The sequence below is a fragment of the Streptomyces sp. NPDC028910 genome (genome assembly GCF_055564955.1).
Genome location: NZ_JBVHVF010000004.1, coordinates 400954 through 413709 on the forward strand (window position 1 = coordinate 400954; position 12756 = coordinate 413709).

Genomic DNA, 12756 nt, shown 5'->3' on the forward strand with positions numbered 1-12756 from the left:
CGGCGGATCGATCCTCCCGGCGACAAGTTCGGCAAGTAGTTCGTTACCTTACCTAATCTTTGACGCGCCCTTTACGCGATAACCACATTGTGAAACGCCTGTTCCGCGCTGTCGCCAGCAACGGTCACAGCACCTCGACCCCTGGCGGATCAACGAAGGCGGTCCTGCGCCTATGGTTGCTCCCAGCACTCCCAGGACCACCCTGCCCCTCTAAGGACAGCGATGCCCGCCAACGAAACCGCTCCTCCCGTCAAGAAGAAGGGACGACGCGCCCGTCTGATCGTGCTCGTGCTGGTCCTGGCGCTCTTCGCGGGCCTCGGCTACGGGGCGTACTGGAGCGTGGACAGCGTGCGCGCCTCCTTCCCCCAGACGACCGGCTCCCTCAAGGTGCCCGGCCTGACCGGGACCGTCGACGTCAAGCGCGATGCCCACGGCATCCCCCAGCTCTACGCCGACAACGACGACGACCTCTTCCGCGCGCAGGGCTTCGTCCACGCGCAGGACCGGTTCTGGGAGATGGACGTACGCCGCCACATGACCTCCGGGCGGCTCTCGGAGATGTTCGGCTCCGGCCAGGTCGAGACCGACGCCTTCCTGCGCACGCTGGGCTGGCGCCACGTCGCGCAGGAGGAGTACGACAAGAAGCTCTCGCCCGAGACGAAGAAGTACCTCCAGGCCTACGCCGACGGGGTCAACGCGTACCTGAAGGGGAAGTCCGGCAAGGACCTCTCCGTCGAGCACGCGGCCCTCAAGCTCAGCGACGGCTACCGGCCCGAGCAGTGGTCGCCGGTGGACTCGGTGGCCTGGCTCAAGGCGATGGCGTGGGACCTGCGCGGCAACATGCAGGACGAGATCGACCGCGCGCTGATGGCGAGCAAGCTCTCCCAGGCGCAGATCGACGAGCTCTACCCGCCCTACCCCTTCGACCGGAACAAGCCCGTCGTCGAGGGCGGCAAGGTCGAGGGCGGCAAGTACGCACCCCAGGGCGCGGGCGCCGCCTCCACGGGCGCCGCCGGCTCGGGCAGCGGCAGCGCCGTCGGCTCGCAGACCTCCACGGGCACGGGGGCCGCAGCCGCGACCTCCACCGGCCTCGCCGACAACGCCACCGCCCAGGGCGCGACCGTGGGCCTGCGCACCCAACTGACCTCCCTCGCCAAGACCCTGGACGAGATCCCCGCGATCCTCGGCCCCAACGGCAGCGGCATCGGATCGAACTCCTGGGTCATCTCCGGCAAGTACACGACCACTGGCAAGCCGCTGCTCGCGAACGACCCGCACCTGTCCCCGCAGCTGCCCTCGGTCTGGTACCAGATGGGCCTGCACTGCCGCACGGTCTCGGCCCAGTGCCAGTACGACGTGGCCGGCTACACCTTCTCCGGCATGCCCGGCGTGGTCATCGGCCACAACACGGACATCGCCTGGGGCATGACCAACCTCGGCGCCGACGTCACCGACCTCTACCTGGAGCAGGTCCGGACCGACGGCTACGTCTACGACAACAGGGTGCTCCCCTTCACCATCCGTGACGAGGTCATCAAGGTCGCGGGCGGCGACAGCAAGAAGATCACCGTCCGCACCACGAACAACGGCCCGCTCGTCTCCGACCGCAGCGAGGAGCTCACCTCGGTCGGCACCAGCGCCCCCGTCGCCAGCTCCGCCCCCGACCGCGGCGACGGCTACGCCGTCGCCCTGCGCTGGACGGCGCTGGACCCGGGCAAGTCCATGGACGCGGTCTTCAAGCTCGACAAGGCCAAGACCTTCGACGACTTCCGCAAGGCCGCCGCCGAGTTCGACGTGCCCTCCCAGAACCTGATCTACGCCGACAACAAAAACACCTACGGCAACATCGGCTACCAGGCCCCGGGCCGCATCCCGATGCGGGGCCAGGGCGACGGCCGGATGCCCGCCCCCGGCTGGGACTCCAAGTACGCTTGGAAGGGCGGCAAGGACGGCAACGCCGGTTACATCCCGCAGAGCGAGATGCCCTGGGACCAGAACCCCTCGCGCGGCTACATCGTCACCGCCAACCAGGCCGTCGTGGAGAGCGGGACCGGCGCGGGCAAGTACCCGCACCTGCTGACCACCGACTGGGGCTACGGCGCCCGCAGCCAGCGGATCAACGACCTCATCGAGGCGAAGATCAAGGACGGCGGCAAGGTCTCGACCGACGACATGCGCACCATGCAGATGGACAACAGCAGCGAGATCGCCGCGCTGCTGACCCCGATGCTGGCGAAGATCGAGGTCTCGGACCCGGGCGTGCGCGCCGCGCAGAAGCTGCTGGACGGCTGGAACTACACCCAGGAGCCCGACTCCGCCGCCGCTGCCTACTTCAACGCGGTCTGGCGCAACATCCTCAAGCTGTCCTTCGGCGACAAGATGCCCAAGGAGCTGCGGATCGAGGGCAGCTGCATGAACGTCCTCGGCAACGGCACCGGCCCGGCCGACGACCTCGCCAAGACCGTCCGCGAGTGCGGCACCCGCGAGTCCGACTCGGCGCAGCCGGACGGCGGCGACCGCTGGTTCGAGGTGGTCCGCCGCCTCGTCAAGGACGAGAAGTCGCAGTGGTGGAGCTCGCCCAAGACCCTGACCCAGCCGGCGACCACCACCCGCGACGAGCTCTTCGCCCGGGCCATGAAGGACGCCCGCTGGGAGCTGACCGCCAAGCTCGGCAAGGACCAGTCCACCTGGAGCTGGGGCCGGCTGCACCAGCTGACGCTGAAGAACCAGACCATCGGCACCGCCGGCCCCGGCTTCATGCAGTGGCTCCTCAACCGCGGCCCGTGGAACCTGGGCGGCGGCGAGGCCACGGTCAACGCGACCGGCTGGAACGCCTCCAGCGGGTACGGGGTCACCTGGGTGCCGTCCATGCGGATGGTCGTCAACCTCAACGACCTCGACAAGTCCCGCTGGATCAACCTGACGGGCGCCTCGGGCCACGCGTACAACTCCCACTACACGGACCAGACGACGATGTGGGCCAAGGGCGAGCTGCTGGAGTGGCCCTTCGGCAAGGACGCCGTCGACAAGGCCACGGTCGACACCCTGACCCTCCAGCCGGAAGGCCCGTAGGGATCACGAAGGCGTCATGAGCTGAAGCGGCGGACCCCTGACGGGGTCGCCACCGCCTGTACGGGGTGGTCGTGCGGTTCCTCCGGGACCCGTGCGACCACCTCGTCGTCGTAGAGCAGCACCACCAGCGCGGGATGCGCCCCGGCACGCTCCAGCCGCTCCAGCACCCGGTCGTACGAACCCCCGCCGCGGCCGAGCCGCATGCCGCGCACGTCCACCGCCAGCCCGGGCAGCAGCACGGCGTCGGCCCCGGTCACCGCGTCCGGGCCGAGCGCCGGCCCGATCGGCTCCAGCAGCCGCATCCGGCCGGGGCGGGTGAGCTCGGTGAGGCTCCGCGGGCCGTCGTACGCCGCCCAGTCGAGGTCGTTGTCGGGCAGCAGCAGGGGCAGCAGCACCCGCTTGCCGGCCGCGCGCAGGGCGTCGAGGAGTTCGCGGGTGCCCGGTTCGGTGCCGACCGAGACGTACGCCGCCACGGTGCGCGCATCGGCCAGCTCGGGCAGTTCCAGGGCCCTGGCGGCGAGCGCGGCGGCCGCCGTACGGCATGCCTCGGAGGGCAAGGCGCGGCGGGCGGTCAGGAGTTCTCGGCGCAGTTGCGCCTTGACGGAAGCGGGGCGCAGGTTCTCTGTCACAGGGGAATCAAATCTCGTCGCGAAAATCGGTACATAAGTGGACCTGGCTCCTGCGTCCCGGGCTGGCGTTCGGCAGGACCCACTATCGTTCGGGGCATGACTATGTTGCACCCCGTGATCAAGAAGGCCGTCATTCCGGCCGCGGGCCTCGGCACTCGCTTCCTTCCGGCGACCAAGGCCACCCCGAAGGAAATGCTCCCGGTTGTGGACAAGCCGGCCATCCAGTACGTGGTCGAGGAGGCCGTGGCGGCCGGGCTCGACGACGTGCTCATGATCACTGGGCGTAACAAGCGTGCTCTGGAAGACCACTTCGACCGCAACTACGAGCTGGAGTCGGCCCTCATCGCCAAGGGCGACGACGACCGGCTGAAGAAGGTCCAGGAATCCAGCGACCTGGCCACCATGCACTACGTCCGCCAGGGCGACCCGCGGGGCCTCGGCCACGCGGTGTTGTGCGCCGAGCCGCACGTCGGCCGCGAGCCCTTCGCCGTCCTGCTCGGCGACGACCTCATCGACCCGCGCGACCCGCTGCTGCGCCAGATGTCCGACATCTACGCCCGCACCGGCGGCACCGTCATCGCGCTCATGGAGGTCGACCCGGCCAGCGTCCACCTCTACGGCTGCGCCGCCGTCGAGGCCACGGACGAGCCCGACGTGGTCCGCATCACCGGACTCGTCGAGAAGCCGGAGCCCGCGGACGCCCCCAGCAACTACGCGGTCATCGGACGGTACGTCCTCAACCCGGCGATCTTCGACATACTGCGGGGGACCGAGCCGGGCCGCGGTGGGGAGATCCAGCTCACCGACGCCCTGCAGAAGCTGGCCGCCGACGAGACCGTCGGCGGCCCGGTGCACGGCGTGGTCTTCCGGGGCCGTCGCTACGACACCGGGGACCGCGGCGACTACCTGCGGGCCATCGTCCGCCTCGCGTGCGAGCGCGAGGACCTGGGCCCCGAGTTCCGCACCTGGCTTCACCGTTACGTCACGGAGGAGATGTAGCACCTTGAGCAGTTCCGCACCGCAGCATCCACGACCGGCGGGCGGCCACCGTCTGTGGTCCGTGGACGAGCACCTCGCGGACGTCCTCGCGGCCGTCCGGCCGCTGGAGCCCATCGAGCTCCAGCTGCTGGACGCCCAGGGCTGTGTCCTCGTAGAGGACGTCACCGTGCCCGTCGCCCTCCCGCCCTTCGACAACAGCTCCATGGACGGCTACGCCGTCCGCACGGCCGACGTCCAGGGTGCCAGCGAGGAGTTCCCCGCGGTGCTGACGGTCATCGGGGACGTCGCGGCGGGCAGCGGTGAGCTGCCCACCGTGTGCCCCGGCGAGGCCGCCCGGATCATGACCGGCGCCCCGCTGCCGCCCGGCGCGCAAGCCGTCGTACCGGTGGAGTGGACCGACGGCGGCACGGGCGGCGGCGCGGCCGCCGGGATGACCCCGGCCAGCGCCGCCCCCGAGCACGCGAGCGGCGAGGTACGGGTGCACCGCGCCGCCGAGGCGCGGGCGCACGTCCGCGCGCGCGGCAGCGACGTCCAGGCCGGCGACCTGGCACTGGCGGCCGGCACGGTCCTCGGGCCGCCGCAGATCGCCCTGCTCGCCGCCATCGGACGCGGCACCGTCCGCGTGCGGCCGCGTCCCCGCGTGGTGGTCCTGTCCACCGGCAGCGAGCTGGTCCAGCCCGGCGAGGCGCTCACCGCGGGCACGATCTACGACTCCAACAGCTTCGCGCTGGCCGCGGCCGCGCGGGACGCCGGGGCCATCGCCTACCGGGTCGGCGCCGTCGCGGACGACGCGGACACCCTGCGCGCCACCATCGAGGACCAGCTGATCCGGGCAGACCTGCTGGTCACCACGGGCGGGGTCAGCGTCGGCGCGTACGACGTGGTCAAGGAGGCGCTGTCCTCCGTCGGCTCGGGGGACGTCGCCTCCGGGGACGCGGCCTCCGGGGACGTGGCGGGCGGCGGGATGGACTTCCGCAAGCTCGCCATGCAGCCAGGCAAGCCCCAGGGCTTCGGCACGATCGGCCCGGACCACACCCCCCTGCTGGCGCTGCCCGGCAACCCGGTCTCCTCCTACGTCTCTTTCGAGCTGTTCGTGCGCCCCGCGATCCGCGCCCTCATGGGGCTGCCGGAGTCCGAGGTCCGGCGGCCGAGCGTGCGGGCGGTGCTGAAGGCCGACAAGGCGCTCGGCTCCCCGGCCGGCCGCCGCCAGTTCCTGCGCGGGAAGTACGACGCCGAGAGCGGCACGGTCAGCCCGGTCGGCGGATCGGGCTCCCACCTGATCGCCGCGCTGGCGCACGCCGACTCGCTGATGGTCGTACCGGAGGACGTCACCTCGGTGGAGCCGGGGACCGAGCTGGAAGTGGTCCTGCTCGGCTGAGACCCGGCGGGTGCGGGTAGCGTGTGTCGCACCACACAGGCCCCGCGCGGGCCCAGAGCGGAGCGGCACAGCAATGAGTACCCACAGCAGGCTGACGCACATCGACGAGGCCGGCGCGGCCCGGATGGTCGACGTCTCCGAGAAGGACGTCACCACCCGCACGGCGCGGGCCAGCGGGCGGGTCCTCGTCTCCCCCCGGGTGATCGAGCTGCTGCGCGGCGAGGGTGTCCCCAAGGGCGACGCCCTCGCCACCGCGCGGATCGCCGGGATCATGGGCGCGAAGAAGACCCCCGACCTGATCCCGCTGTGCCACCCGCTCGCCGTCTCGGGCGTGAAGGTCGACCTGAAGGTCGCCGACGACGCCGTCGAGATCCTCGCCACCGTCAAGACGACCGACCGTACGGGCGTCGAGATGGAGGCGCTGACCGCCGTCGCGGTCGCCGGGCTCACCGTGATCGACATGGTCAAGGCGGTCGACAAGGGCGCGGTCATCACGGACGTCCGGGTGGAGGAGAAGACCGGCGGCAAGTCCGGCGACTGGACGCGCTCGTGAACGCCCCGCGCGGCGGCGAGGTCCACAGCCACAGCCATGTACCGGGGGCGGCCGTACCGGGGGCGGCCGTACCGTCGGCGGCGCCGGCCGCGGCCCCGGCGGCACCCGCGCTGCCCGGGCTGCGCGGCCTGGTGGTCACGGCCTCGAACCGGGCCTCGCAGGGCGTGTACGCCGACAAGGGCGGCCCCCTGCTCGCGCAGGCGCTGGAGGAGCTCGGCTTCACGGTGGACGGCCCGCGGGTCGTCCCGGACGGGGATCCCGTCGAGCAGGCGCTGCGCGAGGGCGTGGCCGCCGGGTACGACGTCATCCTGACCACCGGCGGCACCGGCATCTCGCCGACGGACCGCACCCCGGACGCGACCGCGCGGGTGCTGGACTACGAGATCCCGGGCATCCCGCAGGCCATCCGCGCCGAAGGCCTGGCGAAGGTGCCGACCGCGGCCCTGTCCCGGGGCCTGGCGGGCGTGGCCGGGCGCACCCTCATCGTCAATCTCCCGGGCTCCACGGGCGGGGTGCGCGACGGCCTCGCCGTCCTGTCCCGCGTCCTGCCGCACGCGGTGGACCAGATCCGGGGCGGCGACCACCCCAGACCGGCGGGACCCTCCGGGAGCGCGAGCTGAACGGCCCCTCCTGGCCGGTGGTGCTGACCGACGGCGATGTCACGCTGCGGCCGATAAAACTGCGGGACCAGAAGGCCTGGCGCGAGGTCAACCGGCGCAACCGGGACTGGCTCCGGCCGTGGGAGGCCACCATCCCGCCGCCCGCGCCGTGGGGGCCGGTGATCCAGCGGCCCACGTACCGCCAGATGGTCCGCCATCTGCGCGCCGAGGCGAACGCGGGCCGGATGCTCCCCTTCGTCATCGAGTACCAGGGCCGGCTGGTGGGCCAGCTGACGGTCGCCGGGATCACCTGGGGCTCGATGTGCGCGGGCCACATCGGCTACTGGGTGGACCGCGAGGTCGCGGGCCGCGGCGTGATGCCGACGGCGGTCGCGCTGGCGGTGGACCACTGCTTCGGGAAGGTCGGCCTGCACCGGATCGAGGTGTGCATCCGCCCCGAGAACGGGCCGAGCCGGCGGGTCGTGGAGAAGCTGGGCCTGCGCGAGGAGGGGCTGCGGCCGCGCTATCTGCACATCGACGGGGCCTGGCGCGACCACCTCGTCTACGCGGTCACGGCGGAGGAGGTGCCGGAGGGGCTGCTGCGGCGCTGGCACCGGGCACGCCACTCACAGTCCCCGCCGAAATAGCGGGCCGCGCCTCCCTCTCGCAATAAACGAATATCTGTTCGAATAAGACGCCCCGGTTCACCGATTCGCCCATAACCTGATCCGAAGAGTCACAAAAAAAGTCCGTGATATCAGCGAGATCGCGCGACACACCGGCCCAATTGGCCGATCCCCTCGGCCGCGCCCCTCTACGGTGTGAGGTGTGAGCAGCAGCGGCCTCATCTACGCAGTCATTGTCGGGGCCTGGGCCGCCTACTTGGTGCCCATGTGGCTCCGGAGGCAGGACGAGCTGAACGAAGCCCGTCCGACGGAACGCTTCTCCACCGCCATTCGGCTGCTTTCCGGCCGGGCGGGAATGGAGCGCCGTTACGCCAAGGGGCTGCGTGAGCGCGGTGACGAGGAGGCGGGGCCCCAGCCCCACGCGGACCCGGACGCCGCGACGGAAACGGTGAATTCCGTCGACGCCGACGCCCGGGCCTTTGTCGTGCCCCCGACCAGGGCGGAGCCGAGACCGGCCACCGCCGAGCGGGAGCAGCGCGCGGAGCGGGCCCGGCGCGAACAGCGCCTCCAGGTCCTCGCGCGCCGCCGGCGCACCACCGCACTCCTCTTCCTGGTCTTCACCGCCGGCGCGGTCGTCGCGGCGGTGGGCGGTCTGCGCTACCTGTGGGCTCCCGCCGTGCCCGCCCTCCTGCTGAGCACGTACATCGTGCACCTGCGGGTCCAGGAGCGACGGCGCTACGAGTTCACCATGGACCGGCGGCGCGCCGAAGCGGCCGCGCGGCAGCTGCGGGAGAGCCGGCCGCGCCGCCGCCACCCCGAAGAGACCGCCGCCGCGGCCACCGAACCGGACCCTGCGCCACCGGTCTCCCCGCAGGAGGCCGGGCGCCGGGCGCTGGTCGAGCAGACCGACCACGCCGAGTGGGTGGACCAGCAGCGCGAGCGCGAGCGCGGCCCCGCCCGCGGTGACAGCTGGGAGCCCGTCCCGGTCCCGCTGCCGACGTACGTGACGGCCCCGGTCGCCCCCCGCGCCACCGGCCCCGCGGCCCCGGACGCCTGGAGCGCGACCCGCTCCAGCACGGCCGAGCCGACGGAACCCCGCCTGCGCGCCCAGCCCGCGCCCCCCAAGCCGGACCAGAAGCCCCCGACCACCCCGCGCCCGCGCGGCGCCCAGGGCCGCGGCCGCACCCCGCTGTTCGACCAGTACGAGAGCGACGACCGCCCGCGCGCCGCGAACGAGTGATCGGTGACCTGCGCGGACGCTCCCCAATATCGGTTTTGGAGCACCCGCGCGGGGATGCTAATGTTTCACACGTCGCAAGGGCCTGTGGCGCAGTCTGGTAGCGCACCTCGTTCGCATCGAGGGGGTCTGGGGTTCAAATCCCCACAGGTCCACAGACGACTGTTCTTGAGTAGCTCTCAGGAATCGTCACGAGATCCCGTTCAGCCGAGAGGCTGGGCGGGATCTCGGCGTTTCTGGGGTGTGTTCGAGACAGTGTCCGATTGCCCGTCCCGGTTGCTTGGCTGGCCAGGGATGGGGCGGAGGGGATTCCTGGGGGTGGTCCGCGTGGATGCGACGCTTCCGACCGTCTGGGGGCATGTCGGCTCGCGGCTCGTGATGCCGGTTTTCAGGTGTTCGTTTGGATCATCCGCGTTCTTGGTGGTGGCAGGCCGGCCGGGATGGGGCTGCGGGTCTCGTGGTCGTAGGCCGTGACGGCGGTGCTGACGCTGGTGAGGACGCTCTGTGTGCCGGGTGGTCTGGTGCCAGCTGTGAAGGATGGCCAGGTTGACGGAGCAGATCATCAAGGCGAGGAGGATCGCCTGGGCGACGCGTCCGTGCGCGAGTCGCTTGGACGGGTCCGAGATGTCGATCCCGTGGGCCTTGGCGCGGCCGTTGAGCCCTTCGATGTTGGCCCGTTGGGGTCGGTAGACGTCCTGCCAGGTGGGGTGCAGGAAGTGCCGGTCCTGGCGGAACTTGTCGATCATGCCGAGGTCGCCGGGTCGGACGATGATCGTGGGCCGCTGGCAGATTCTGGGCAGCTCGTTCTTGGGTGGAGGCCGCAGCCGTTCGGCCTGAGGGATGGGGACGGTTGGTTTGGCCGCGAGGTGCGCCTGAGCGGATCGCGGGTTGGTCAAGTCGACGACGACCGGCTTCTGAGATGGAACGCGATGGACCTGGTTGTAACGGGGGCAGGCGACAGCCGGAGAAGGCCCGGCAGCCGGGCACTGGTAGCGGACGGCGCCCCGCAGGTCGGCCGATTCCTTGACCTTGAGGAAGTACGGCTCCCGCTGGGCGATCTGGTCCTGCAGGGCAGGGTCGTTGGCGAGATCGCGTACGGCCTCGTCGCCGAGTCCGGTCGTCGCGTGAGCGAGCGCGTGGGGCATGGCCGGGCAGGCGAGCGAGCCGTCGACAAGGAGGGCTCCCTCGTGGGTGCCCTGGACGCCTCTCTGGTCCTGCTTGTAGTCGAGGGCAAGCCGGTGGCCGAGTCTGCGGGCCGGTGCGGCGAAATGCTCGGTCCGCTGGTCGGTGTAGGCGCGGTCTGCGGCCAGAAACCCGGTGGGGAACCCGAACGGTACGAGCCTGATGAGGCTGTGGATGGCATTCGGGCCGATTCGTTTCCCAGGGGTGTCGAGGACGGCGCCGAGGGCGAGTTGCGGGTGCCGGCTGACGCGTTTGCCTGCCTGGGGGTGTCCTGCGGGGTGCCGCCGGGAACCAGCGACAACCAGGGTGGCGGAGTGCCCGAAGATGCCGTCGCTGGAGCCGCCGCAGTGATGCCAGCCCGCTGTGATTTCGACCGACGACAGGTTCTTCCAGTCCGGGTGGGGCTTATGCCATGCGGGGAACGGGGTGGCGTCGACACCGATGTCGCCTCGCCAGCCGCGCAAGAGGCCGCGCTCGTGGGCGAGGCGAACAGTGACCAGGACCAGCCGGTCGCTGATCTCCTGCAGTACCCGCCGACGGCGGACCTGCTCGGCTCCTGCCTCCTCCTCCCAGGCCGCGATCACCTGCAGGGCCTCGACCGTCGGCAGGCGGCGTCGCCGGTCACAGCGATGGGGGTCCAGGGCGGTGGTGAGCCGGTCGAACGCGCGGTAGACCCGGCGGGTGAAGGCGTGCCGGCCGTGAACGTTGACCGTGGCCTGGTCGGGCACCTCCAACCAGGCACGGGCTGGTGGCCGCAGTTGATCGAGGAGGACCCGGCAGACGTCGGCGAGGGTGGCGCTGCGGTGGTAGTGCAGGGACAGCAGCACGCCGACCAGCACGGTGCGGACCGGCAGGCCCTTGGGTCCCGGTCGCTCGGCGAGTTCGAGGGCGATCAGATCGAGGGCCCCGGAGTTCTCCAGCAGGGCGAGAAGCTGTCCCACCTTGGAGTCCGGGATCTCCGCCGGAGCATCGGTGACCGGCCGGGGCCTGCACCCTCTGATCCGTTCCGATTTCTGCCAGGGCCGGGGCCTTGCGGTCATGCCTCCGGCCCGCGCAGGAGGCGGGCGGCAGTGGCGTGATCAAGAGGTGGCACGTGATGTTGCCAGCGGGCCAGGGACGCGGCGGACGCCAGGCCGGCGGCCTGGGCGATCAGATGGTGATCGATCCGCGCCGTCATCAGCTCGACGAGCCACGTCGCCCGCGCCCTGCCCGCCGACACCATCGGCAGGCCGTCCGGCGGCCGGTGGTTGAGCGGCCAGGAGCCGATCAGGTTCTTGGAGTACTCGGTGGTGCGGCGAGGCCGGAACAGGTACCCGCTGCCCATGTGATCTGCGAGGTCCCCGAGAACCCCGTCCCAGGCGGCACGGGCGACGAGTGGAACCAGACGGTCGACGGATGTGTGCATCAGCGGACCGCCCGGACGCTGCCGCCGCAGATCCCGGCCTCGACATGCCGCGATCTCTGGTCGTCTCCACCCGTCGCCCCTCCGACGTGTCAGAGACGTCCTCGCCGATCGCCGCGGCGATGTCCTTCACATACATCGCTCGCCCAGCCCCAGCCAGCAGCACCAGCGCACGCTCACGCGTGACCTCCCGCTCCAGCGGGCCCGCAGACCTGGAGTCACTGGCAGAGGTTTCGTCAGCCGGGGGACGAGGGACATGAGGGTCCTCGTCTGGATCAGGCTCGTTGCCGTCTGCAGCGTCCGGCTGGTCAGCTTCCGCGTCATGTACGACGTACTCCGAGCCGCCCAGCGAAACGATCGTCTTACGCGTGATCACCAGATCCGCCAGACGTCCCTCGGCAGCCGCGATCCTTCCGTTCAGAGCATCCAACTCCCCGCTCAGAGCGGACAACTCGCCGCGGACGGCTGCCTCTTCCAGATCCAGGCGCTCGAACAGTGACGCCATTCAGCCCGCCCTCACCCTGCCGACTCGGCGACCCCGACGACACTCGAAGCCCCAGCCAAACTTAGAACGGACGGCAACAAGATCGCAGAGCGTGACCGCAGTTGCCCCCAACAGATCGCACACGTCCATCTCCTGCCCATGCCGCATCGATGGGCGACAACTCTCGCCCGCGCCGTAGGCTCACCCCATGCCCACCGACGACAGCCCGCAGAGCACCGTCAAGCACTGGCAGGACTGTACGGATGTTTACGACTTCCTCGAGCAGATCCGCCTGAGGCCCGGAATGTGGCTGCCCGGTGGCTCGCTCGAGCAACTCCAGGCCATGCTTCTCGGCTACCAGGTCGCCGTCAGCGTGCACTCAGCCAACGAAAACTTCAGCTTCTGGAAGTTCAGCCAGTGGCTCAAGGAACACCTCGGCGGCAGCAACGCGGCATACGGCTGGGCAGCCGAAATTGAGCGCACGACCCCAGACGGCTCGACACCCGTTGAGGAGTTCTTCCGGCTCCTCGACATCTACCGAGCCGAGTCCGCCTGACTACATGCTCCGGCCCCAGTGCCGCTGTGCCAGGCGAAG

General features: G+C 70.8%; 12 protein-coding genes and 1 tRNA gene. 10 read left to right on the top strand and 3 right to left on the bottom strand.

What is annotated here, in order from left to right:
• Positions 1–222: 222 nt before the first annotated feature.
• Complete coding sequence (locus ACZ4TV_RS08795) at positions 223–3072, top strand: penicillin acylase family protein (protein ID WP_468132184.1); 2850 nt, start codon at positions 223–225, stop codon at positions 3070–3072.
• 14 nt (positions 3073–3086) lie between these two features.
• Here ACZ4TV_RS08795 and ACZ4TV_RS08800 read toward each other — a convergent pair whose 3' ends face one another.
• The gene (locus ACZ4TV_RS08800) at positions 3087–3701 is read right to left on the bottom strand and encodes a 5-formyltetrahydrofolate cyclo-ligase (RefSeq protein WP_468132186.1); all 615 of its coding nucleotides are present in this window, start codon (positions 3699–3701) and stop codon (positions 3087–3089) included.
• A 96-nt stretch (positions 3702–3797) separates the two neighbouring features.
• Here ACZ4TV_RS08800 and galU point away from each other — a divergent pair, with 96 nt between their 5' ends.
• The 7 genes from galU to ACZ4TV_RS08835 all read left to right on the top strand — a co-directional run bounded on the left by galU (position 3798) and on the right by ACZ4TV_RS08835 (position 9248).
• The gene (galU, locus tag ACZ4TV_RS08805; protein WP_468132188.1) at positions 3798–4700 is read left to right on the top strand and encodes a UTP--glucose-1-phosphate uridylyltransferase GalU; all 903 of its coding nucleotides are present in this window, start codon (positions 3798–3800) and stop codon (positions 4698–4700) included.
• A gap of 4 nt (positions 4701–4704) precedes the next feature.
• Positions 4705–6078, top strand: a complete 1374-nt coding sequence (glp, locus tag ACZ4TV_RS08810; protein WP_468132190.1) for a molybdotransferase-like divisome protein Glp — start codon at positions 4705–4707, stop codon at positions 6076–6078.
• Positions 6079–6151: 73 nt separating this feature from the next.
• Positions 6152–6631: a cyclic pyranopterin monophosphate synthase MoaC gene (gene moaC, locus ACZ4TV_RS08815; RefSeq protein ID WP_468132192.1), complete on the top strand. Its 480-nt coding sequence runs from the start codon at positions 6152–6154 to the stop codon at positions 6629–6631.
• Positions 6632–6741: 110 nt separating this feature from the next.
• Positions 6742–7251 carry a MogA/MoaB family molybdenum cofactor biosynthesis protein gene (locus tag ACZ4TV_RS08820; protein ID WP_468132280.1) on the top strand — a complete coding sequence of 170 codons (510 nt, stop codon included), beginning with the start codon at positions 6742–6744 and terminating at the stop codon, positions 7249–7251.
• Positions 7252–7268: 17 nt separating this feature from the next.
• Positions 7269–7877, top strand: coding sequence for a GNAT family N-acetyltransferase (locus ACZ4TV_RS08825; protein ID WP_468132194.1), 609 nt, complete (start codon positions 7269–7271; stop codon positions 7875–7877).
• 181 nt (positions 7878–8058) lie between these two features.
• Positions 8059–9096, top strand: coding sequence for a divisome protein SepX/GlpR (gene sepX, locus ACZ4TV_RS08830; RefSeq protein WP_468132196.1), 1038 nt, complete (start codon positions 8059–8061; stop codon positions 9094–9096).
• A 78-nt stretch (positions 9097–9174) separates the two neighbouring features.
• Positions 9175–9248: transfer RNA gene (locus tag ACZ4TV_RS08835), tRNA-Ala, on the top strand.
• Between the two features lie 48 nt (positions 9249–9296).
• Here the strand turns inward: ACZ4TV_RS08835 and ACZ4TV_RS08840 are convergent.
• A complete protein-coding gene (locus ACZ4TV_RS08840) occupies positions 9297–11114 on the bottom strand; it encodes a hypothetical protein (protein ID WP_468132198.1) in 1818 nt (605 codons plus the stop codon).
• A gap of 197 nt (positions 11115–11311) precedes the next feature.
• Positions 11312–11680 carry a hypothetical protein gene (locus ACZ4TV_RS08845; RefSeq protein WP_468132200.1) on the bottom strand — a complete coding sequence of 123 codons (369 nt, stop codon included), beginning with the start codon at positions 11678–11680 and terminating at the stop codon, positions 11312–11314.
• Positions 11681–11933: 253 nt separating this feature from the next.
• On the opposite strand from ACZ4TV_RS08845, the gene ACZ4TV_RS08850 reads away from it, so the two are divergent.
• Positions 11934–12176: a hypothetical protein gene (locus ACZ4TV_RS08850; protein WP_468132202.1), complete on the top strand. Its 243-nt coding sequence runs from the start codon at positions 11934–11936 to the stop codon at positions 12174–12176.
• Between the two features lie 193 nt (positions 12177–12369).
• Positions 12370–12717, top strand: coding sequence for a hypothetical protein (locus ACZ4TV_RS08855; RefSeq protein WP_468132204.1), 348 nt, complete (start codon positions 12370–12372; stop codon positions 12715–12717).
• Positions 12718–12756 lie beyond the last annotated feature (39 nt).